Raw genomic sequence first — 24014 nt, forward strand, 5'->3', positions numbered from 1 at the left:
CCCGATTACGAGATAACGGTAAAATGGGACATCGGCGAAGCGTCGTACGCTTCGGATAACCGGATTCATTTTTTTGCCGCAGCTTCAGATGCGGAGAAAACATACATCGTCTCCGAGAAAAAACTCTTTTCCGTCGGAGACGGCCGTATCCGGGAAGTGCTGCGGCTCGGCGGCCGGGAGTCTTTCAGGATCGGACCGGTCGCAGCGGGCAACTATATCTGCGCCATATCCACGCAACAGATATACCTCGTCGACCGCGGCCGCCTTACCGTCGAATCGAGCATCCCCATGGAGAAAGACGGCATCGTCGATGACAACTATTACCCGGTTTCAAGAGAAGGCGTCCTCTACATACCGGTTTCGAATTACGGTTACTACATCCTCGACACATCCTCCCCGCGGCCTTCCCCCGTGAAATTGTACGCCGAACTCTTCCCCCTTTCCCCGGTCATAAACGGCGGCGGGTTGTTCGTCGGTTCATTCTACGGCAACTACGTCGCTTCTCTGGATGAAAAGGGGAACGTACGCTGGAAACATGCCATCGGGGGAAACTCATATTCGAATATGACGCTTTCGGGCGGCGCCCTGTATATCTATGTGCTCGAAAACGGCCGGCCTTCCGTCGTCTCTATCAATGCCGACGGGAAAAAAACGGGGCAATGGATCCTCGACGGCCGGATGGTCACAGACCTTGTTTCGTATAACGGCTCATTATTCGGATTATATACTGACGGCGGGCTCTTCCGCCTCGATACCGCCTCGATGAGACCGGAAACGATCGCAACCGTATTTTCCGCCGCCCTCTCATCGAAGGCCCAGCGGAACCTCCGGCCGCTCGTGCATGAAGGCATCCTCTATATCGGAACGGACTCGGGCGAACTTCTCATCTACGATATCGAAGACCGCGCCGTCAAAGACAACGTCGCTGTCGGCGACGGGACGGCGTTCTACACCCCCCCGTTTTTCTGTGAAGGCGGCGTCTGTCTTGTTTCGAACGGCGGGCGGGTATATTCGATCGTCAAAACCGGTAGATAAATCCGAGCCCGCCGATATCGATGGAAAAGGGATTGATCTCCTCGAGCGCGGCGATGTTGTTTTCCGTAAAACCCGCGACCGGTATCGCGTAATGAAAGGACAGCCCCCCCCACGAGATCGCGAAGGATTCACTCGTGTTGAACGAAATCCCCAACCCGATCCCCGTTTTGGCGAAACAGATGAGGTGTTCGCTATCGAGTTCAAAATCACCGTCTCCCGCGAGCCGGATGATATCGAAGGCGTTCTGGAAGGTGAGGCCGGTCATGAGATTGACGAGAAAGCCCAGCTTCCCCCCTGTCCTGAAAGAAAACGGCACCAGCCTTATTTCATGTGTCTGAACGAGGGGATGATGAATCAGGCCGCTTTCGAATGTCGCCGGATACACCAGCGAAACGCCGTACCCCGCCCCGACGCCGAACATTCTTTCGTAATACCAGTAACAATCGAGCGAAAGAGAGAAAATATTGATATTCGGAATATAGTAATAGACAAAGACCGATGTGAACAACGACTGGTGCAGTGAAAACGAAAACTTCTTCGAGAACAGCCGTTCGGAAAAAAGCAGCCCTTCGACCTTTTGTTCGAACAGGATGTTTTTTTTCACTTCACGGATGACGGTCTCCTGGGAAAGAAGGGGCAGCCGGTCTTCAAGCGCCGCGATCATTTCCAAAGCGGCGGCGTCGGGATCGGGACGCCCGCCGATTGCGGCCGCCAATCGCTCATTGCATGACTCGTCGAAGACTGAAAAACAAAGCGCGCCGCTTTTTTCCCGGATAAGCGCGCAATAATGACAGTTTTTCTTCACGATCATGGGGCCGATCGCCTCCGCGCCGATATGCGTTTCATCGTAATCGATTTCCGCAACGAAAGGGACGAAGCGGTCGTGGGAGAGAAGCCGCCGTATCACAAGAAGAAGGGCTTCCTTGCATGCCGCCTGTTCTTCCGTCTCCGCTTGTTTTGGAAGGACAACGAGAAGGCGTTCCTTGACGACAACGGGGCTCAATGATTCGAGGACGAGATCGGACACTGATTCACGGTAGGTTTCTTTGGGAATAAACCGCAGCAGATCCGCCGCGATGGCGCGGCTTTGTTTCATGAAATCATCGACACGCGGCTTTGTGTAGCGGGCCGATCCGAGCAGATGCGGGTAAGCGGCGTCGAACACCCTGACGTCGAGCGTGTAACCGTTTTTATCCCTGTCTAACATCAGGCCGACAATATAATCGGCGTATAGTTTCTTTCCGATTTCCTTCACGTTCCCTTCATCGGAAAGAAAGGCGTTCGAATACCCCGCCGCCCGGAGGAGTTTGTTCCCTTCCATTCTTCCGACAACGATCACCTCGCCGGTTTCGATGAGGTTGAAGATCAAAATGTCCCTCAGGACGGTCATCTCGTCTTTCATGATACCGTTACGGGAAAAATCCATGACCGCGGCGACCGGTTGTTCCTGCGCGCATACGGGAAGCGCGGCTGAAAGTATAACAGCCGTTAAAAGAATATCGGTCAGGTTGTGGGGTGATGCAGATACCGCCATTCCGTCTTTCTCCGTTAAAACCGCATCCCGGCATGAACGGCCAGCGACATACAGAGAAATGAAAAGGGTGAGAACCCGTTCGAGTACAGTAATGTCCTGCCGCCGTAATCGTAATCGTGCGGAGATAATTGTTCGAAAGTATATGTCAGGCCGAACCATCGAAGCCGGATATGAAGAAAAAACGACGGTTGGAGGTACCATGAAATCCCGAGCTGGAGCGGAATCGAGAGAGAATATCGCATAACATGTTCGGCGGCGTCTTTTTCGTCCGAGAGAGCGGTACTCCCTTCATTATCGTCGTACGTCAATGACAGACCCGCGTCAAAACTGAAAGAAAACAGGGATTCGGTATGGAAACCGAATAAAAGCCCCAGCCCCAGTTCGTATTTGCCGGCATCGTTTGTCATCAGGTCGAAGGGAAGGTATTCCATGGCGGCGCGTACGTGAAGGAAATTGTCAAAGTAACGGCTGTATTCGAAATAAAGCGGCGGGGACAAAAGCGGACGGGTGTTGCTCCATGAGACGACTGTCCTCCCCGTATGAATACCGCTAAAGACGGCCGCCTGGATTTCATGGCGCCTGTGCCCGATTTCATCAAGGAGTTTTTCTTCCGCATCGATCTTTTTTCTCAACCGGCTATTAATGTGTTTCTGAACGAGGGCCTCGCGGCTCAAGGCGGGAAGATCGCGGGCGATTTCAAAGGCGATCCGCCTGCTTATTTCCTCTATTCCCGCGATCATGTCGAGATCCGCGGGCAGCCGTTCGATATAGCAGTTTTTTATTCTTCCGGATAACACGTCGACGACGGTAATCGAGATGTGGAGGGTTTCCCCGGAAACATAATAATCGCCGACGATGCAGGCATCGATATGCAGCGCATCCCCAAGGGCGTCGATGAGTCCATCGAGATCATAATCGGCGAGGGTTAATGGAGAGGCGGCTGTTTCCGGTGTCATCAGGTCGATGGCAGCCTGATTTTTCAGATTGATGGAGAATATCGAATATATGCGGGGCGCGAGATAACCGTACTCTTCGTCCTCGAGGCATTGGTGAATCGGGATAAAATAGACTGACTGTTTTACCGGCTCCTCGAATGTCCCGGCCGCCGCCGGAAATGCGGCACCGTGCAGGAATACGAAGACGATCACTGTTTTTAAAAAAACACGCTTTCTTTTCATTGCAGGTAAATAAATTCTATAGTAAACACATGCTATCAGGCGTCTCATATTTTGTCAATCGAAAAGATTTTGCGCATGTAGATTGCATCTGCCGGGAATATTTTTTTCCCTCAAAACTCATCAAAATGTATTGTCGAAAATCGGAAAAAGCCGGATAATATCGTGGCTGTTGAACCGATATGCACAGGAAAGGTTCGGCAATACCGCCTTTTTCTGAAAGGAACCCGCCCGATCATGGAATCTGCCTTGTTTTTTATCGGATTTTATACGGCCCTGGCCGTCTATCACCTGATTATCTTTATCGGTAGAAAAAAGGACAAAGGCAATCTGGCATTTGCCCTGTTTTGCCTGAATTATATGGTCATCCTCTTCTGGTTTTCGGTATATAAATATCTGCCGGGGTACAGCGAGAACATCTACCTGATCGGCTTCAGTTCGAGTCTCCTTTTACTCGGCCATACCTTCCTGTTTATGGGACGGTGTTTTCTGGATATGGACCACATGAAAAGATTCATTCAAATATATAAAGTGGGCAGCATCGTATGCGGTGTCGTCTGTTACGTCTCCTTTCTCGTATGGCACAATACCCTGTTTATTACATTGATATACGGATTCATCATGATTCATCTGCTTTATTTCACCTTTGCATTACTTCCGGTGGTCGGACGTCAGTTCAGAAAAAAGGGGCGCCAATTCAGAATCGACAAGATCATCAATAGCGGTTATATCATACTCGACCTCTTCCTCTGCATCAATATCGTCTTTCTTTTCTCGGGACTCTCGATGCCCGCCGGAATAACCCGTATTTTTTTTCTGCTCCTCACCCTTAGTATCGCCTACGCGTACGCGGAAAAATTCAACCGGGAGCATAACGACCTTTTCGAACTGAAAAACAATCTGTCCGAAAAGGTCAAACAAAGGACGAAACAGCTCGAAGAGGAACAGAAAAAGAAGGACGCCTTTTTCATCAATATCGCCCATGAAATCAAAACACCGGTCACCCTGATCACCAATTACTTCCGTCAGTACCTCGCGGAACACACCTCGTCGCCGGAGTTGGAAACCATCAAGTACAATCTGGACAAACTACAGACGGATGTCATCAACTTCTTCGATCTGAAAAAACTCGAGAAGCCGGGTTTTTTTTACGACCATTCCCTCGGTGCCGATTGCAGCGCACTCCTCGAGCGGCAGCTTGAAATCTTCGGCCACGCGGCGAAACAGAAACAACTCGTCCTGCACTCCTCGATCCAGGACGGTTGTTTCGGGGGGATCGATCCGGACGCATGGATCAGGATAATCAATAATCTGGTGGGAAATGCCGTGCGTTACACGGAACCCGGGGGAGAAATCCGGGTCAGCCTGAAGCGCGCCGGTGACCGGTTGAACTTTACCGTCAGCGATACCGGAGAGGGGATCGATCCGCGATATCAATCAAGGATTTTCGAACCCTATTTTCAGATAGAACACAAAAAAAAGAATATCCAGGGCATGGGGATGGGATTGAGCATCGTCAAATTGATCCTCGATGCCGCCCACGGAAGTATCGTATGCAACAGTCTGCCGGGGCGGGGCACGGATTTCGAAGTTACCCTCCCCTCCACGACAGGTCCACTGACCGAATCGGCGGAGGACCTTCCGCCCGCGGCCGATATCATGGTACCTCCGCGGACCGTCAAACTCGATCATCTGCCCTACAATAAAGAACACGAGAACATTCTGATCGTCGAAGATAATATACAGCTTCTCTCATTCCTGGTCGATCAACTCAAGGACTTCTATAATGTTTTTTATGCCGCAGACGGCAAGGCCGCCCTGGAAAAAATCATGCACATTCCCGTTGTACAACTTATCATTTCCGATGTGATGATGGATGAAATGGACGGCTATGAGTTCCTGCGGGAACTGCACAAAAAAGAAGACTATCGTTCCGTTCCCTTCATTTTCCTGAGTGCCAGGACAGCGGAGGAAGAGCGTTTAAACGGCCTGGCCCGGGGGCCGTGGATTATATCGGCAAACCGTTTTCCCTGACCGAACTCAAGGTAAAAATAAAGACGATTCTCTCGAACCGCCGGGCCTTCAAGGAGGAGCAGAAGCGGAGTATGGAAAAACGGATACTGTCCGCCCTTTCATCACTTTCATCTCCCGGTGACGGGAACGACGCTTATCATCGGCTCGATGCCGGACTCACCCGATACGGGCTTTCACAGAGGGAACGTGAATTGATCATGTTCCTCCTTGACGGAAAAGAAACAAAAGAGATCGGCGCGGCCATGTCGATTTCCGTAAATACGGTCAAAAAACATATCAGAAACATTTATGAGAAATGCGGGGTTCAGAACAGGGTCGAACTTTTGAATTTATTTAAAAAACCCTGAACATATTCAGCAGGCTTCCACTTTTTAATATAGCGAACGGGAGTCCCGGCAGGTACGGCGGAAGCTTTTTTTCTGTCAATATCGGGTACCCGCATTGATTATCAAAAACTACCCGGATTGATCATTGCGCTGCGGTTCATATTAGTATACGTTTTGCCGGTATACTAAGCGGGAAAGTCGGGGAATCCGGCACCTCCGGTCTTGCCCCGAACAATTTCCTCGTTTGTATAAACAATATATTATATATGGAGGAAGAAAATGAAAAAACTCTTGAGTAATGTCTTTTTAGCCTGTATGGGGCTCATCCTCATGTTTTCCTGCAACGGACCCGGCCTGGAGGTAAAAGAGAAGGAACCTGTTCCCGATGAAGGAGAAATCGTCGAATATGACGGAGTACCGGTAAAGATCGGAGAATTAACAGACAGCGATATCGAAAACGGTATCACCAGGGCAATTTTCATAAATCCGGCGGCAACCCGGGAAGATACCAGGGGGGTTCCCGCGGGCGGCAGGTACATAACGGCGATTATCCGGGACGGGGCGGCGAATTCGGAAGGGGTCAAATATATGTTTACCGCCGGCATGAACCGTTCAAGCGGGATACTCGGGCTGGTCGGCACATATATGCCCCATAATCTTTTCACATCAGAACCCTCGGACGCGGAAAAGGAAATCATGTACTGGAAAAACTGGTGGATCAATAACTACGGGATAAATCAGGGCTCGCAATGCGTGCTTCTGGTCGGGAAGAGTATAGGCGCCGCCATGTTATACCGGTCCCTGTACCGGTGCTATTATTCGAAATCCCGCTATATCGGTCTGCAGAACTTCTTCAAGGTGGGGGTCGTCCTCTTTGACGCGCACGAACCCGGCGCCCCGGGTGATTCGGGAGATTACGCCAAATGGTACGATTACGTTTATTTCGACGCGATGATGGGATCCCCCGGATATTATTACAACCTCAGGTTCTGGCCCAACTGGACAAACTACATCAACCCCGCAAGACGCCAATACGCGCAACTCGGTATTTACAATACCTATCAGCGTCACGACAGCTTGTGGCGGGGGTACAGTTTCCTCGGTTCATACGCGGGGTCCACCTATGTGATAACGAATATCAAACAGAATGTCGACCACGACGAGATCGACAGCGATCCATATTCCCTGATCCTGGGAGCCGATATGATCGAAAACTGCATCGAACAATTCATATGCGGTCCAAAGGATTGACGAAACGGACGACACGGCCCCGGCGGGAGAATGCCTGCCGGGGCCTTTTTATTCCTCATCTCACGTTATATCGTCAAAAATAAAAAATGAATATCGGATGACGCGGATGAAACCTATAAAGCCATCACTATGATTCCTATAATTATTTAGTTCCTGTTGAATAATTACTTTATTTATATTTCATAAAATTTCTATCAGAATTTTCATTAAGAATATTTCTCACAGAGTTCACGGGGCGCACAGAGATATTTTTTTGATTGAGTATATAATATCAATATTATTTATCAAATATGCAATATAATAAGTTAATTGATTGTATTATTTTATAACCTTCGTGTGCTTTGTGACCTCTGTGAGATATTCATTGATTACCTTACCTATATCAAAACATATTATAATCCGTGTAATCCGCTAAATCCGATGTTTTTTTTATCTTATCATAAAAAGAGAAAATGAACATCGGATTACGCGGATTTTACGGATTTTATTTCAATGCAAAGAAATGTGGTAATAGCTTCGGATATTGAAGAGACGTTACCTTTGATTGATAGAAATTAGTTAAATATGAAGTAATCATGTCGTTATTTTAAAGCAAAATATCGTATTCTGTCATTTGATTATAAGAGGATTTTTTGGTCCGAATCCCAACGAGATAAAAGTCTTTTCGAGCCAGTCTTCCAGTTCTTTAATCAGATTGATAAGGTGTTCTATTTCGACAACTAGATAACTCCAATGAGAAAAAAATCTACTTGTTCTCAAAGTAAGCCATTTTTTTCTCTTTGGTAATTTCTCAAGTTCTTTTTGTTTTTTTTAAATATTCTAATATTCCCAATGCGTTCACATTGCAATCCCTTATTTTACATAATACATTGAGATCATCATAAATTTTACAGGGTATTTTATAGTCAATTCCCTTATATACCTTATAAATTTCTTTTAATCTATCCCTTTCGGTTTCAAAAATCGCCGGCAATATGGTCTGGATCGAACATTCGCTGCCTCGGAATTACGACCAGTGGACCTGGAATCAAAGGGATCGACTCTTTTCCATGATCGAAGATCTGGAAGCGGGCAGGGAGATCCTCCCTGATGACCCGCCCGAATTGAACGGTATCTATCTCGATGAATCCGACGCATGGAACATCTACCTCGCCCATGTCGCCCATTCGCTCTGGCTCGATGTGAACGAGATCGTCTCATGGAACCTTGTCGATTTTTCGGAGAGGGAACTCGAATACCTCCTCGACGTCCGCCGTCTCATGAAATATGATTTTTACGGCTACAGGTTCGCAACCGAAGTCACGGGAAGGGTTACCGCATGGAATCCCCGTGTCTGTTACCGCTTCCTCTCACATTACAACATCATCAGGGAGTCTCAACGTTCCACCCTCTATGCCCTGACGGACTGGATGCGTTCGCATCTCGTGCATTACGGCAGGGACGATGATATTCATTCCATTTATAATTATCCGGGGCCGCCGCCCATCGACCGCATTCTCTATCCGCCCGAACCGCGTCCCCACCTGACGGCCGGGTGCTGGGGCACGACCGGGATATACTATGCTCTTCTCAAGTCCCTCAATATCCCGGTGAAAGCGGAAACGACTGATCTTGAAGGAGATCACAGCCGCCCCGAGTTCGTATCGCTCGATATGAGTATGCCCCATTCAGACGATGTTTATTCACAGTACCTCCAACCCGTCGGCGGAGAGGTACCTCCATCGGTCTGTTATTATACTATGGAAGAAATGAATACTTATTTCTTCGATCCGGCACTTGACTGCGGACCGGAGCGCTGCAACTCGAGGGGCGAACAGGCATCCTATAATAGCAATAAAAATAAAATCATCAATTCTTTCAGATATGGATCTTATTATTTCCTGAACGAGTACGCGAAAAACGGAGAAGCTGATGTCGGGGATTCCTTGAGGGGATTCCCGTCCAATGAAGAAACAGTCGAATACGCGCTGCCCTTCTTCACCCCGGAAGAAATCGATGAAAAAATCGATCTCATAACACAACGCCTTATGGAAATCGGCGGGGGGGATATCGAAGCGGGGAAGTCGTATGTGATGAGAAGGATGACGATATATTCGAACAACAAGTTGAATATCGACGAATAGGGTAAACGGCTACTCCCCGCCGCATCCTTTTTGTGAAAACAGCACCCCTTCCTGCCTGACGGTATTGACGTGGAGAATCACACGGGAGTCACTGAAAAGCTCTGACGTATCAATGACGAATACCGTTTCCTTCAAGGCGGCCGCATCGGGCAGCAGTTTTCCGATTTCGTTCGGGACGCATTTGAGAAGCTTTTCGTCAAGGAGGTACCCTTCCTTTTCCGGGAATATCGCGATATAGATGATATTCATCTCGACGAGATCGTTGAAAAAATGGGTGCCCAGCGAGATATCCGGGACGAGTCCCTCGTGCATTTTCACGACTTCGCAAAGGGCCGCAACATTCCTGATTTCGGCAAACGAGACGGGAATCCCGAGTGCGGGCATGGTCGTCCCCCACCTCCCCGGACCCACGAGCATCACGCTTCCCTCCTTACCCTTCCGGTTGGCCGCTTCTCCGACGACGCGCGCGACTTTGTATCTGTCCGACATCGACATCACGCCGTAGGTGGACGGGTTGACGTAGATGATCGTATCCAGCGGCTTCACCATGTTCTGCCCGATTATCGGCCCCTTTGTTTTGAGAATGATCTGGCAGTCCGATATGTTGCGGGGAAGATCGACCTGTTGAACGTCACCCGATACCTGAAAAGGCCTGCACTGGAGAAGGTTGATCCGGTAATCGTCTTCCGTAAAAAAGTTGACCGTAAACTCGATATCGACGGGGTGTTCATACGCCACGCCCAGGACCGAAAGCATCTCCTCCATGTCAGCGACAAAGCGGGTTTTTGTCAGAAGGGTTTCGAAAGTGAGGACCCAGGGAAAGACGTTTTTCAGATTAAGCTCCCTCGCCCGTTCTTCCATTTCCCTTTCCTTCGACGCGAAGATATGGACGGGAAGCGATCCCGACGATTTGACGACATATTCGAAATCACGGGAATCGTGTTTGTGTTCCTTGAGGTCGAGGATATCGACATTCCGTTGGGTGTATTTTCTCATTTCGTCGTAATTGGTCTCCGGCCGCAGGAGCGGGGCGTTAAGGGCGACGACGCGTGTATAATCCTCGTCATGTCTGTCGACCGCCCGTGTGCCGAGGCCGAAAACAAGCCTCAACACACCTTTACCCGGATCGATCCGTGAGTTCCATACATACGGATTGAACGAATACCCCACACCGGCGATATGGGGGAAATAAAGGTGATCGTAAAAGCTTCCCGAAACACGCTGGACCAGAAGGGCCATCTGCTCGTCCCTGTCGAAAAGTCCCCGGTGAATCCGGTACGAAAGCGCGTCCTCACTCATCGTACTGGCATACACCGTTCTCACGGCCGTGATAAACCGATTCAGCCGCTGTTCGGGATTTCCCTGGTTGGGACAGAAAACGCTTTCGTATTTTCCGGAAAAGGCGTTGCCATAGGCATCCTCGAGAAGACTCGACGAACGGACAATGATCGGTGATTGTCCGAAATAGGCGAGCATTTCCCTGAATTGTTCGATGATATCCGGCGGAAAATCGCCGTGAAGAAGCTTTTCCTTAATGAGTCCTGCATGTTTCAGGGAATTCTCCGATTTCCTGAGCCGGTAACGGTCCCACCAGCACTTGTTGTGAATGACGTACGTATAAAATATATCCGATCCGATAAAAAAAGAATCGTGTGTTTCGAGGAGGTCCCGCCATTTTTCATGATGCTTCATGAGGATCGCGCGGGCCAAAAGCATTCCCACCGACTTCCCGCCGATCAGTCCGGTTCCGATCATCCGTTTACCGATCGAGATGAGGTCTGAAATTTCCAGATAACGGTCACACAATGCAAAAAGGTTTTCGTCGCGGGTCATGCACATTTTGATCAATTTTTTCTTCAAGCCGTTATCCTTGCGGACACGGGCTTCCGGATCATGAGTATTTTCCTCTTCAAGCCGCTGCGCCTGAAGAAAGGTTTCCGCCCAGGGGTCTTTCCGGTCGATATTAAAATCGATCCAGGGCTGCCTGATCGTCGAGAGGATTTCCGAAAGGACGGCGCTGTTCAATACCGGCGTAAACTCGTCTCCCTCTCTCCTGTGTAGCATATACATCGTTTCCGAATACCGTTTCCATACCTTTATAGGAAGAATAAAGGTCGTTTCCCTGTTTCTGTACACGTCGATAACGATCTGGGCGGTGTTGTGAATCGCGTTGATCGCAAGCGCTGTATGCATATTCCGCAACAGGACAAAATAGGTAACGGTCTCGTAGTCGAAAAGATACGGGCAGGTCAGCATAAAAAAGTTTCCGAGCATTCTGTCGCTGTACCAGTCGACCGCCAGGCCGGAGAGACTGTCGAAAAGATAATAAATCCCTTTTCCCTGCTCTTCGATGACACTCAATATTTTCACGATAAAATTCTCGAATCCGGTCTGCGGATCGAGATTGTATCGCAGTGCATCGAAATCATCCGGAATAAGGGGGGGGTGTTGTGCAAAACGGAAATATACGAGTTTTTTTCTTTCTTTCCCGATATACCGATAATACGGTTCCACAAATTGGTGAAACTCACTGATGTCGTCGACCTGCCAGACCACATTATCGCCGGCAAGCACGCCGTCGAGAATTCCGTCGAGTGAAGGAAGTCCCGAACTGAAGGTATAGCCGTTTTTTCCCATGATTGTCGCCTCCGTCTCTTTTACCTGGTTTAAAAAAACAGGTTTCCGGTATTACCCGGAAACCTGTGACCGCATTGAGGAAGCTGGAAATAAGGGCCGCATACGCGGCCCCCGGTCTTCATGTTAGATATCATAGTAGAGGGCAAACTCCCAAGGATGGGGACGAAGTGCCAGTGCGTCGACTTCATGTCGTGTCTTGTAATCGATCCAAGTTTCGATGACATCCCGCGTAAACACATCCCCCTTGAGGAGAAACGCGTGATCCTCTTCCAATGCCTTCAACGATTCATTCAGCGAACCAGGCGTTTTCGGAACCCTGGCGAGTTCTTCCGGCGGGAGGTCGTAAATGTTTTTATCGAGCGGCGATCCCGGATCGATTTTGTTGAGAATGCCGTCGACAGCTGCCATGGTCATTGCCGAGAAAGCGAGATAGGGATTACAACTCGGATCGGGACAGCGGAACTCGAACCGTTTCGCTTTTGCAGAGGTAAAATACATCGGAATTCGAACAGCGGCGCTTCTGTTCCGTACGGACAACGCGAGGTTGACCGGTGCCTCAAAGCCCGGTACAAGCCGTTTATAACTGTTTGTCGTGGGGTTGGTAATCGCGCAAAGGGCCGGGGCATGCTTTAAAATCCCGCCGATCGCGTAAATCCCGAGTTCCGAAAGCCCACCGTATCCATCGCCGGCGAAAAGGTTCTTGCCCCCCTTCCAGAGAGACATATGAACATGCATCCCGCTGCCGTTGTCATTGAAGAGAGGCTTCGGCATGAAAGTAACGGTCATATTGTGGCGGCGTGCCACGTTCTTTATCACATACTTGTACTTGAGCAAATTGTCAGCCATCTGGACAAGGGGACCAAACCGCATATCGATCTCAGCCTGACCGCCTGTTGCCACTTCATGATGCTGACATTCGATCTCGACACCGACCTCTTCCATGACAAGCATCATCTCGCTGCGGATATCCTGCAGGCTGTCGGTCGGCGGGACGGGAAAATAACCTTCCTTGTAACGCGGTTTGTAACCGAGGTTCGGACCCTCCGCTTTTCCCGAATTCCACCTGCCCTCGACCGAATCGATATGATAGTAGCCTTCATGTTCGTTCTGGTCGAACCGGATATCGTCGAAAATGAAAAACTCGGCCTCGGGCCCGAAATAGGCGACATCGGCAATGCCCGAACTCTTCAGATAATTCTCGGCTTTCCGTGCAATATTCCGGGGATCTCTTGTATAATCCTCTCCGGTAATCGGATCACAGATATTACAGATCATCACAAGAGTTTTATGGCTGAAAAAGGGATCGATAAACGCGGTATGCGCCTGCGGTTTGACAAGCATATCGGATTCATTGATCGCCTGCCACCCCCTGATGCTCGATCCGTCAAAGCCGAGTCCCTGTTCGAAAATACTTTCATCAACCTCACTCACCGGTATCGAAAAATGCTGCCAGAGTCCGGGGAAATCCATAAACCTGAGATCGACGACTTTAATCTGCTCCTTCTGGATAAGGCTTATAATGTCCTTTGGTGATGTAATGCCTTCCATACATTATCTCCTTCTTAAAAATAATAATTCAAGATTTTCATAGATATTAATGCAATATTTGTTCCAACTTATCAAGTACCTATATATCAGTACGAAAAAATATAAAATTGATTCTCCAGAATGAAAAAAGACCGGTTTATATGACCGGTTTCCTTTCATTTTCTCTTCATTGTATCGCCATTTTTTATATTTCCGATACCATTATCATTATATATCGACATTCTTGTATCTTATTTACCACTTGTATGACATTTTCGTAGGATTAATTAATTTCCTTGACAATATCGTGTTTGATGTGGAGTTCCTTGAGTTGTTTTTTTCTCACGGCCCGGGGGGCATCCATCATCAAGTCCTCGGCATTCTGACTCATTGGAAACGCGATCACTTCACGGATATTCGGCTGGCGGGCCAACAGCATCACTATCCTGTCGATTCCCGGCGCGATACCGCCGTGCGGAGGAGCGCCGGATTTGAACGCCCTTATCATCGCGCCGAACTGTGTATCGACGGCCGTACGATCGTAGCCTGCGATACCGAACGCCCTGTACATCGTCTCCGGATCGTGATTCCTGATCGCACCGCTCGAGAGTTCCACGCCATTACAAACGATATCATATTGATACGCAAGAATCGAGAGTGGATCTTTTGTTTCAAGTGCTTCGAGCCCGCCCTGAGGCATTGAGAACGGATTATGTGAAAAGACAATCGATTTTTTTTCATCATCCCATTCGTACAGGGGATAATCGATAATCCAGCAAAACCTGAACGCGTTATTTTCCATTATATTCAGTTCTTCACCAAGCTTTACCCTGATATCGCCCGCGATGCTGTTCGCTTTTTTCTCAGTATGACAGACAAAAAAGACAACATCTCCGGTAACGGCGTCGCATGACGAAGCGATTTCCGAAAGCCGCCCTTCGGAAAGTACCTTTGCGATGGGACCCTTCACCCCATCATTCGTCCAGAGAAGATACGCGAGGCCGTGTGAACCAATCGATTGCGCGTATTGAAGCATTTTATCGAAAAAACTCTTTGGTCTCCCGACAACCGCCTTGACCGGAATCGCCCGGACCACGCCCCCCTTTTCAACGATCTGCCTGAAGGCATTAAACTCGGAATCCCTGAAAATCCCGGTGACATCCCTTATTTTAATCGGCACCCTTAAATCCGGTTTATCGGTACCATAGGATACCATCGACTGCCGGCAGGTAATCCGGGGAAAAGGCGGGTCCTCCACATCATAATCGGAAAACTCACTGAACAAACCTCCAAGGACGGTTTCGATCACATTGAAGATATCCTCCTGGCTGACGAACGACATCTCGATATCAAGCTGATAGAACTCGCCAGGTGATCTTGTCGCCCTGGAATCCTCGTCCCTGAAACATGGAGCGATCTGGAAATACCGGTCGAATCCGGCAATCATGAGCAGTTGTTTATATTGTTGCGGAGCTTGCGGCAGCGCGTAAAATTTCCCGGGATGAAGCCGCGAGGGCACAAGATAATCCCTCGCACCTTCGGGACTGGAAGCGGTGAGAATGGGTGTCTGAAACTCGTTAAAACCCAGGTCATTCATTCTCCTCCGCAGGCTCGAAACAACACGGGAACGAAGCATGATATTTTCATGTACATCGCTTCGTCTGAGGTCGAGATACCGGTATCGAAGACGCAATTCTTCGGGGACCTGCTCTTCCGGATAGATGCTGAAAGGAAGTTCATCACAGGTTCCAAGTACGCTGAATGATGTGGCGGCCAGTTCGACCTCACCGGTGGCTATCTTCGGATTCACGTTTTCCTCATCCCTGTGCCGAACTTTTCCCTCGAACCGGACTACCGTTTCTTTTTTGAGATGGGCGACCTCGTCGAGAAAACCGGTATCGGGATAAACGACAATCTGGGTAATTCCGTAGTGATCCCTGAGATCGATAAAAAGAACACCCCCGTGATCGCGGCGGTTATGCAACCAACCGGACAACGTCGCTTTTACTCCAATATCAATTACCCGTAAATCACCACATGTGTGTGTTCTGTATTCATTCATAGACACCTCTTCACCTAAATAGAAGCAAAAAGCATACCATATAAATCAACAATAACAGATGTGAATAATTCATTATAAGTAAAGAATTTATAATACGATTAATCGCATTGACCGGCCTGCTGTCGACAAAGCTGAAAGATTTCCTACATTAATGTATAACATCCTTTTTCCGAAAGTGAAAAACATGCCTTTTTGCATATTGTCTGCCCCTTCTGTTTCACCTACCATCTTTAAAAGTAAATAAACGTTAAAGAAACCACTATAGATAAGAAGCAAAGTTGTAAAAAGATCCACGTTGTAGGTGGCATGCGATCTTACGATTGTTAATTTCAAGCGAAACACAAATTAATAAGAACATGCGTGGAATCGTATTCAACCGGAATCATACTGAATGTATGGTTACTCTTCCGGATAATCCGGCGTTTGAGTGAGGTAAAGAATGAAAAAAATAGATCTGATATTAATATCATGCACGCTCGTTTGTTTCCTGACGATGTGCGGATTCGAAGCCGAAGCCGGTAACACCGGAACGATGATCATTTACCTAAAAGGGGACCGTGTCGACGCCAGAACAATACTACCCGATATCGATATGGAAATTTCCACGTTCGATATCTATTGCTCGGGACCCGACGGCGTTTCATTCGAGATAACGGATTTTACCGAAAGAAGATATGAAAAACGGGCTCTTATTCAGGGTGAGTGGACAATTACCGTCGATGCACGAAATAGCGAAAAGATGATCATCGCTTCAGGCGCCGCGGTAATTTCCATACTGGCGAACAGATCGACAACCGCGGAAATCACCGTCGAACCCCTCGAAGGGGAAGGAAGCCTGGAAATTCAAATTTCGTGGCCCCCTGATATCGTTGAACAACCCTCTGTTTCCTGCTCTTTGTCTTCGGTAAGCGGTGAGGAAATGGACTTTTCCTGCCATATCGAAGAAACCTATCAATCCTGTTACGGTGAAAATCAATCACTGGAGGCAGGGTATTACCTGTTGAGTATCAAGCTTTATGACGGCAATACCATAATCTGGGGATCAGTCGAGACAGTGAGAATTATCAAGGAATCCGCGACACAAGGCGGTATTACCCTTGATATGGAAGATTTCAAGGCATACGGCAATATCGACATATCACTGACCCCGAATCTTGAAAATCCGATCGAAATAACCTTCAGCGGCCGGCAGTCCGTCCTCGAACCATCAACCGATATGACGGTAACGGCCGTGACCTCAGAGAGTGTCGATTCAATCCAATGGTATCTCGACGGTGAAGAACTCAAAGGAGAAACAGAGCATCGTATCGTCATCGGAAGCGGTCTCTCCGCAGGAACCTATCATCTGGATTGTGTCGTGAAAAAAAATAATGTCATGAGTTCATCCGGATTTTCCTTTTCAATAGCACCCGCAAGCATCCATGCCATGATCGCACAATTCGATGAAACGGAACTATATTCGACGATACTCGATCTCCAGAATTTCGGTACACGGGTGTATGGGACATCCGGCAACGAGAATGCCGCGACATATTTATTTGAAAAAATGGAGCACCTCCAGGGGCTGGAGGTCGAATATCAGGGGGGAGATTACAGAAACATTATCGCGACCCTTCCTCCGGAAAACAGTGAATCGTCTTCGATATATATGATCGGCGCCCATTACGACAGTATTTCAACCGATATCAATGACGCACCCGGCGCCACCGACAATGGCTGCGGTGTAGCCCTGGTTTGCGAGATAGCGAGGATTCTGGTCCAATATCAATATAATCACACCGTTGTGTTCGCTTTCTGGAATGAAGAGGAACATAACTGCCAGGGCAGCCGGAATTATGTGGCCGATGCTGTACTACAGGGAACGGATTTCGCGCTTTATATCAACCTCGATTCCTCGGGGTATGACCCGAACGAAAGGTATATTCTCGATTTAATGTATAATAGTGATTCCGCGTGGGCGGCGGAGCTATTTGCTTCAAACAACAGTCTTTATGATATCAATTTTACGTTAACCCATAATGTCTTTTCATGTACCAGCGATTATGTTCCTTTTCGTGATGCCGGGTATGCGACCATCATGACACATTGTGAAGAGCATGGTCCGGCCCATTCGCCTAATGATACGATAGATAAGGTCTCGATACCGTATGCGAAAAAGAACGCACAACTCTGTTTATCGGTATTGGCCGGACTCCTCATGAATTGATCCGCCCGATTATCACCCCATCACCCGTATTGCAGAAATTATCGCCTCGATTATTACCTCATAGAGACAAACCACCTTCCCACGATATCGAGGGTAAAAACATTTTATACCAATAAAAAACACAAATCCAAAGGCTTTATAATAAAAAAGGGGCTGATTGAAAGCGGTTTTTATACCACGTTCAAAACAGCCCCTGTTATTTTCCCGAAAAATCCAATTGTTATCCGGGAGTCACGTTATATTAATTATTCTTCCTGTGCGAGTTTCATGATTTCTTCAGGCGACATCGGTGTATTATAGATGCGGAGTTCGTCGATACTGCCTTTGTAAAAACGGTCGGGCTCTCTTTCGATATCGAGGGCGCCCAGAAGAACACCATACGGTTCTTCGGGATCACCGCTTGTTTCAGCCATCGAAGCCTTCGGCTCGCCGTCGATGTAAATGATCATCTCCTGAGCCGTCTTGACAAGGGCGCAATGGTGCCATGTGCTGTCATTATAGGTATCCTGTGTACGAAGATCCGAGCCGCCCGATCCACCTATCGGAACACGGTGCAGGAAACGAAGCGTACCGTCGTCTCTCACTTCGAGAAGAATCCCGTGTTGGATGCCCGGCGCGTACGCGGAGAAGATATCCATATTTCTGAAAAGCAATTCCGCCCTGAACCACAATGAAATGGTATAATAGGTCAGGTGAAAGGAACCGTCGATCCAGGCATAATTGTCTTTGCCGTTCATCTTAATACATGAACCGAATTTGCCTTCGGTCCATTCCGTTCCTTCGGTGAGTACCGCGCTTACGCTATTACCGCTTGAATCGGCCGCTTCCAGACCGGAACCTTCGTCAAACTTCCACTCTCCCAAAAGAGCACTCTCCCCGCCGGCCGGTCCTGAAACGCATCCCGCCAGGACGATGGCAAGGCAGATAGAAAATAAAAAAAATGACTTTTTTAACATACTGCTCCTCCTTCAACATAATTATTTTATATTGTATGTGAATAATAGCCAAAGTTGATATTCTCTTCAAGTCAAAAATATAAAAAAAGGCCATACGGCCCGTTCCTTCACCAAAAAAGCGGAATTTATACGGTTTATTTACCAGGAACCGTTAATTGGTTCACGGATACAAACATTTTCCCTTATCAGCCGCCTTTATACCGCTTCGGGTTTATTCCGAAGGCTTTAACGCGTAATCCCATAATCCGTTCCGTAATACCGAGATTGCGCGCCGCTTCAGCCATATTTCCCCTCGTTGACTTGAGTGCGTCACATATAAGCTCCCGTTCGAAATTCTCAACCGCCTCCTTCAAATTGCCCGAATGCCTTGTGTTACTCGCCTCCGCGGTCTGGAGAGACGGCGGGAGGTGGTGTCCGTGAATGACACCGTCCACACTCAGAATAACGGCCCGTTCGATACAGTTTTCGAGTTCACGAACATTGCCCGGCCAATGGTAGGCCATCAGCATATCGATTGCCGGAGTCGATATTCGTTTTATCTCCTTGTTATTGGTACTGCCGTATTTTTTTATAAAATGATCGGCAAGGAGGATGATATCGGTCTTTCGCTCGCGCAGGGGGGGAATGTGGATGGGAAAGACATTGATTCTGTAGTAGAGGTCTTCCCTGAACCGTCCCTGTTTCATGAGTTCTTCGAGGTTCCTATTGGTTGCGGCAATGATCCGCACATTAACTTTAATGGTACTCATGCCGCCGACACGTTCGAACTCTTTTTCCTGGAGTACCCGAAGGAGTTTTATCTGGGTCGTCGCGGAAATATCACCGATTTCATCCAAAAAAATCGTGCCGCCATCCGCGAGTTCAAAACGGCCTTTACGGGATGAAACGGCACCGGTAAAAGCGCCTTTTTCATGGCCGAAAAGCTCGCTTTCGATGACTGAGTCTGGAAGGGCGGCACAGTTGACCTTGATAAAGGGATGCTTCGCGCGAAGGCTGTTGTAATGGATTGCATGGGCGATCAGTTCCTTGCCGGTTCCGCTTTCACCCCGAATAAGAACCGATGTATCGCTTTTGGAGACCTTTGCCACAAGGCTGTAGACATCCTGCATTTCACGTGAATTACCGATGATATTCTGCGGTTGGAAACGCTCCTGTAATTCTTCCAAAAGCCGTTTGTTTTCATCAACGAGTCTTTTTTTCTCTTCGATTGCCGACTGACGAAGCTGGACGGCCCGAGCGATCAGGGATGCAATAATCGAAAGAAGCCGGACATCCTCTTCAAGGGTGATGTTTTCATCGAAAAGTCTGTCGGCGCTGAGTGCCCCAACGGCTTCCTTCCCGATCTTGATGGGCACACAGATAAAGGCGATATTCGATTTATCGATTCCCTTGCGCGCCCCGGTTCTGTCGAGGAACTGGGGTTCCTCGGAAAGACGGGGGACGACCATCGGTTTTCCTGTCTGAACCACCTGGCCGGTAATGCCCTCTCCCAAACGGTACCTTCCCCGCTGCTGTTGGCTTACCGAAAGTCCGTAGGCCTCTTCGATGTAGATCTCACCGGTGTTTCTGTCCAGCAGGGTAATCGTTCCGCGAAGCATCCCCATATGATCGGCGATGAGTTCAAACACGGGATTAATGACATCCCGAAGGTCGATACTCTGATTCAGGGTTTCACTGATTTCAAAAAGGAGGGTAAGCTCGTTTATTTTTCTTTTCAGTACCGTCTCTTTATCCGGTTGCGCCATCCTTTTCCCTCTCATCCTCCATTCAAACCTCTCTGTCCATATGGGACAACATCATGACCGGCTTTTTTGGGGTGCCTATAGACTATCTCTTTTCACACTATAAAATCAATCATGACAGCATATGAATCACTAAAAATGTTATCCTTTTTCTATCATTAATTTACAATTTGATCTACTAACCGTATCCGCTAAACATCATATTGAAACGATAAATTTCAGATTGAAACGTGTACAGATGATTTCCATTTCCAAAACAATCCCTCTCAACTCATTATTTATTTATCCTGATGTAAAATAAGGACGGACCAATCATATGGCACAGCTTTTGCATTAATAAATTTTACGATGCCGCTTTTTCAGGAGCAACGGTATAACCCACAATTAAAATACAGTTTTTCCCAGACCGGGAAAAGTTGTGATAAAAAGAAAGGAGGAATAAATGAAAAAAAAGATAACCGTTTTGTTTGCGATCACTACTCTCTTCATTTTCGTTTCCTGTGAGTATCTGTTTATGCGAGAAGACAGTGAAAAACCACATATGGGGGGTTCACGGGAATATGCAGTTGAGGTGACGGAAAATTTGGCGGTACTCGCGCCGTTATTCTCCGTCGTTATCAACAGCCATCCGGAAATACAGGAGGTAATACTCACTGAAACGGCCAAAATGTTCGACGGGGACAATGATGTATTGTTTGAAACAATCAAGGATGTCAAGCTTTCACGTGACTACACCCGGAACCATCAAAATAAAACCTTTTTCGACCTTCTCGATGAAGAATACGAGAACCGGCAAAAATCACGGGGGACACACGATGAAAGGTTATCCTCCATTACCGGTTCGATACCTGATTTCAATCTCTACTATCATGATCCCCGGGAAAACAGAACCGATCCGTACAACGGAATAATCGTCACATCACTCCGTTACGATATCGATGATACCAGGATTGCGACACTCACCGGTTATGACGGAGAGGGCCATATCATCGAACTCTCTTCAGATCTCGAACCGGATTTTCCTGTTATCGTTTTGGGGATCAATGAACGAATCAGTCTTCATCAAGAGAATCATTATGAAGGACGGCATCTATTGTATTCCGGAAACGAAATCCACCACGTTAAATCCAGAATGTCGGATAACAGCGAACCATGGTTTTTCGGCAGTCCCGAAATCTGGATGCTTTTTGCGGATTCATGTGATGAAAAGGGCGATACGAGCAGGGTTCTGGTATCGAAAAACCTGACTGATTTTAATAAAGAAAATACATGGTGGCAGAAGGATATTTACTGTTTACGCTGGAGTTCCATAACAGGAGACAGGTTTGGAATTTTTTATATGGAAGATGATGCGGATGCATGGTTCCATGACCTCAAGGAGATAACCCTGGAACTGCAGGCGGAGGTCAGTCCTAAAATCGGGGGCGGGATCAAGTTCAGTTATGAAAAAGCAGTGAGTAACGGTGTTTTTGGCGGTAAAAAATGGTATGACGAAGACGACTATCTCGGCGATGCCCTGGTGTATGGAGAGGATAATGGCAATTTAACAGCAGAAGGGCATAAGTATTCGACAGGTAACGTTGAGTTTTATTTAAAAACGATGGATTATTAGTCCTCATTGACTATGGCAGAAACAACACGCCGGCAAGGTATATAATGTTAAGTATAGTTTAAATAATAAACAACAGACTATTATTTAAGAGAATACGATGATGATGATTTGACGGCTTTTCAAACATGGCAAAAACACGCCCCCGATCGTAGTATGCAGGATTAATAAAGTGATAAAAGGGGGCGTGTGCGCTGCCTATCGATCCGCTACACGATATCCACTTGAAAATACATGAGAAGAAATTTCACTTGCATGAGTTATTGAAAACTATTATCATGACTGCCATGCCGTCAATACACATCCGGGGCACCGCATAAGCATACTCTTTATGACAGGAGTTTTAACAAGGCAATGAGTATATATCCTCCCTTTCCTCTGTTGATAGTCGACGATGAGAAAGATGTCTGTCAATCATATTGTTCACTTCTTGCCGACAACGGTATAACGAATGTTATCACATGCATCGACAGCAGAAAGTTAATGAATATCATTGGCAAACAGCGTGTTTCACTCATTATCCTCGATCTCATGATGCCCTTTTTATCCGGTCATGATCTGCTTTCGTTGATCAGAAAAGAGTATCCGGAGATACCGGTCATCATTGTCACGGCTTCGGAGGAAATCGGGTCAATAGCCAGATGCCTTAAAATCGGTGTATACGATTATGTCATAAAACCTGTCGACGATATGAGGCTGGTTACCTGCATCAAGCATGCCTTTACTGAAAACGAATTAAAGCAGGATATAAAGAAACTCAACACCTCATTACTCGAGACCACATTACATCATCCGCACGTCTTTAGCGGGATTATCACAAACAGCGAATCCATGAAACGGATATTCAGGTACATTGAAGCGATCGCATCGAGTCCCAAACCCGTCCTCATAACGGGTGAAAGCGGGACGGGCAAGGAATTGATAGCCCGCGCCATCCACTACTCAAGCGGGCGTACCGGAAATTTTGTACCGGTCAATATCAGCGGTCTCGATGAAGTGATGTTCTCAGACACTATTTTCGGCCATACAAAAGGCGCTTTTACCGGCGCTTCCGAGACAAGGAAAGGTCTTATTGAAAAAGCTTCAGGTGGAACGATATTTCTCGATGAAATCGGGGACCTGCAGCCGGCCTCCCAGATAAAACTTCTTCGCCTTCTTCAGGAGAACGAATACTATATGCTCGGCTCTGATGTGATAAGGACAACGACCGCAAGAATGATTTTCGCGACAAATACCCCTCTGGATGAGAAACAACTTACCGGTAATTTCAGAAAAGACCTTTATTACCGTTTGATGACGCACAACATCAAGCTGCCCCCGCTCCGTAAACGGTCAGGCGATATACCCGTCCTCCTGCGTCATTTTGTCGGAAAAGCGGCATCGCAATTGAGAAAACAGGTCCCGGAGATCCCGGAACAACTCTATTTTCTCCTCGAAAAATATCCCTTTCCGGGTAATATCAGGGAACTGGAAGCCATGGTAACTGATGCGGTCAGCGTCAATGAGGAACCCATACTTCCTGTGGGTCTGTTCTGTGATCATATAAGCGACCGGACAGTGACCCCCGCCCCTGAATCATATGAATCCGTTACCGGTATAATCACGATAAGCGGAAAACTTCCGAAACTGAAAGATGTCGAACGTTACCTCATCAACCGGGCCATGAAACAGACAAACGGGAACATGACCGCCGCCGCTCGTCTTGTCGGCATTTCACCCGCAACCATGCTCAGACGCATAAAGGAAGAGAAAGAGCGGGATTATTCCGGCGGACTCGACAATTAACGAACCGGAGAT

15 protein-coding genes are annotated in these 24014 nt (G+C 47.7%); 8 read left to right on the forward strand and 7 right to left on the reverse strand.

Annotated features, from left to right (window positions below; translation table 11 throughout):
• Nucleotides 1-1035 (forward strand): PQQ-binding-like beta-propeller repeat protein (locus JW881_14505; GenBank protein ID MBN1698723.1); only part of this gene is annotated, 1035 nt, incomplete at its 5' end.
• Here the strand turns inward: JW881_14505 and JW881_14510 are convergent.
• Nucleotides 1019-2569, reverse strand: a complete 1551-nt coding sequence (locus JW881_14510; GenBank protein MBN1698724.1) for a hypothetical protein — start codon at nucleotides 2567-2569, stop codon at nucleotides 1019-1021. The genes JW881_14505 and JW881_14510 overlap by 17 nt on opposite strands.
• 14 nt (nucleotides 2570-2583) lie before the next feature.
• The gene (locus JW881_14515) at nucleotides 2584-3747 is read right to left on the reverse strand and encodes a hypothetical protein (protein MBN1698725.1); all 1164 of its coding nucleotides are present in this window, start codon (nucleotides 3745-3747) and stop codon (nucleotides 2584-2586) included.
• Nucleotides 3748-3981: 234 nt separating this feature from the next.
• Between JW881_14515 and JW881_14520 the strand changes: the two genes are divergently transcribed.
• The 4 genes from JW881_14520 (at nucleotide 3982) to JW881_14535 (ending at nucleotide 9478) form a co-directional block, all read left to right on the forward strand.
• Entirely contained in the window at nucleotides 3982-5778 is a 1797-nt protein-coding gene (locus tag JW881_14520) for a response regulator (protein ID MBN1698726.1), read from the forward strand.
• Nucleotides 5748-6125, forward strand: a complete 378-nt coding sequence (locus JW881_14525; GenBank protein ID MBN1698727.1) for a helix-turn-helix transcriptional regulator — start codon at nucleotides 5748-5750, stop codon at nucleotides 6123-6125. The genes JW881_14520 and JW881_14525 overlap by 31 nt, the downstream gene beginning before the upstream one ends.
• Nucleotides 6126-6383: 258 nt before the next feature.
• Nucleotides 6384-7355, forward strand: coding sequence for a hypothetical protein (locus JW881_14530; protein ID MBN1698728.1), 972 nt, complete (start codon nucleotides 6384-6386; stop codon nucleotides 7353-7355).
• 974 nt (nucleotides 7356-8329) lie between these two features.
• Nucleotides 8330-9478, forward strand: coding sequence for a hypothetical protein (locus tag JW881_14535; protein MBN1698729.1), 1149 nt, complete (start codon nucleotides 8330-8332; stop codon nucleotides 9476-9478).
• A 9-nt stretch (nucleotides 9479-9487) separates the two neighbouring features.
• On the opposite strand, the gene JW881_14540 is transcribed toward JW881_14535, so the two are convergent.
• From JW881_14540 to aspS, 3 genes are all read right to left on the reverse strand, one after another.
• Nucleotides 9488-12115: a hypothetical protein gene (locus JW881_14540; protein MBN1698730.1), complete on the reverse strand. Its 2628-nt coding sequence runs from the start codon at nucleotides 12113-12115 to the stop codon at nucleotides 9488-9490.
• Nucleotides 12116-12238: 123 nt separating this feature from the next.
• Complete coding sequence (gene glnA / locus JW881_14545) at nucleotides 12239-13663, reverse strand: type I glutamate--ammonia ligase (protein MBN1698731.1); 1425 nt, start codon at nucleotides 13661-13663, stop codon at nucleotides 12239-12241.
• Nucleotides 13664-13925: 262 nt separating this feature from the next.
• Nucleotides 13926-15704, reverse strand: a complete 1779-nt coding sequence (aspS, locus tag JW881_14550; GenBank protein MBN1698732.1) for an aspartate--tRNA ligase — start codon at nucleotides 15702-15704, stop codon at nucleotides 13926-13928.
• Between the two features lie 439 nt (nucleotides 15705-16143).
• Here aspS and JW881_14555 point away from each other — a divergent pair, with 439 nt between their 5' ends.
• Nucleotides 16144-17910 carry a Zn-dependent exopeptidase M28 gene (locus tag JW881_14555; protein MBN1698733.1) on the forward strand — a complete coding sequence of 589 codons (1767 nt, stop codon included), beginning with the start codon at nucleotides 16144-16146 and terminating at the stop codon, nucleotides 17908-17910.
• Between the two features lie 245 nt (nucleotides 17911-18155).
• Here the strand turns inward: JW881_14555 and JW881_14560 are convergent, their stop codons facing one another.
• Nucleotides 18156-18866, reverse strand: coding sequence for a LamG domain-containing protein (locus JW881_14560; GenBank protein ID MBN1698734.1), 711 nt, complete (start codon nucleotides 18864-18866; stop codon nucleotides 18156-18158).
• A gap of 185 nt (nucleotides 18867-19051) precedes the next feature.
• A complete protein-coding gene (gene nifA, locus JW881_14565) occupies nucleotides 19052-20611 on the reverse strand; it encodes a nif-specific transcriptional activator NifA (GenBank protein MBN1698735.1) in 1560 nt (519 codons plus the stop codon).
• A gap of 439 nt (nucleotides 20612-21050) precedes the next feature.
• Between nifA and JW881_14570 the strand changes: the two genes are divergently transcribed.
• Both JW881_14570 and JW881_14575 read left to right on the forward strand, forming a co-directional pair.
• Nucleotides 21051-22220: a hypothetical protein gene (locus JW881_14570; GenBank protein MBN1698736.1), complete on the forward strand. Its 1170-nt coding sequence runs from the start codon at nucleotides 21051-21053 to the stop codon at nucleotides 22218-22220.
• 351 nt (nucleotides 22221-22571) lie between these two features.
• Complete coding sequence (locus JW881_14575; GenBank protein MBN1698737.1) at nucleotides 22572-24002, forward strand: sigma-54-dependent Fis family transcriptional regulator; 1431 nt, start codon at nucleotides 22572-22574, stop codon at nucleotides 24000-24002.
• The last annotated feature ends 12 nt before the right edge of the window (nucleotides 24003-24014 follow it).

The sequence above is a fragment of the Spirochaetales bacterium genome (assembly GCA_016930085.1).
Classification (GTDB): Bacteria; Spirochaetota; Spirochaetia; order SZUA-6; family JAFGRV01; genus JAFGHO01.

Bases quoted from the DNA above. Each gene is read 5' to 3' on its own strand.
- nifA (MBN1698735.1), bottom strand. From the start codon at position 20,611: ATGGCGCAACCGGATAAAGAGACGGTACTGAAAAGAAAAATAAACGAG.
- JW881_14515 (MBN1698725.1), bottom strand. From the start codon at position 3,747: ATGAAAAGAAAGCGTGTTTTTTTAAAAACAGTGATCGTCTTCGTATTC.
- JW881_14535 (MBN1698729.1), top strand. From the start codon at position 8,330: ATGGTCTGGATCGAACATTCGCTGCCTCGGAATTACGACCAGTGGACC.
- JW881_14560 (MBN1698734.1), bottom strand. From the start codon at position 18,866: ATGTTAAAAAAGTCATTTTTTTTATTTTCTATCTGCCTTGCCATCGTC.
- JW881_14570 (MBN1698736.1), top strand. From the start codon at position 21,051: ATGAAAAAAAAGATAACCGTTTTGTTTGCGATCACTACTCTCTTCATT.
- aspS (MBN1698732.1), bottom strand. From the start codon at position 15,704: ATGAATGAATACAGAACACACACATGTGGTGATTTACGGGTAATTGAT.
- JW881_14540 (MBN1698730.1), bottom strand. From the start codon at position 12,115: ATGGGAAAAAACGGCTATACCTTCAGTTCGGGACTTCCTTCACTCGAC.
- JW881_14510 (MBN1698724.1), bottom strand. From the start codon at position 2,569: ATGGCGGTATCTGCATCACCCCACAACCTGACCGATATTCTTTTAACG.
- JW881_14530 (MBN1698728.1), top strand. From the start codon at position 6,384: ATGAAAAAACTCTTGAGTAATGTCTTTTTAGCCTGTATGGGGCTCATC.
- glnA (MBN1698731.1), bottom strand. From the start codon at position 13,663: ATGGAAGGCATTACATCACCAAAGGACATTATAAGCCTTATCCAGAAG.
- JW881_14575 (MBN1698737.1), top strand. From the start codon at position 22,572: ATGAGTATATATCCTCCCTTTCCTCTGTTGATAGTCGACGATGAGAAA.
- JW881_14555 (MBN1698733.1), top strand. From the start codon at position 16,144: ATGAAAAAAATAGATCTGATATTAATATCATGCACGCTCGTTTGTTTC.
- JW881_14520 (MBN1698726.1), top strand. From the start codon at position 3,982: ATGGAATCTGCCTTGTTTTTTATCGGATTTTATACGGCCCTGGCCGTC.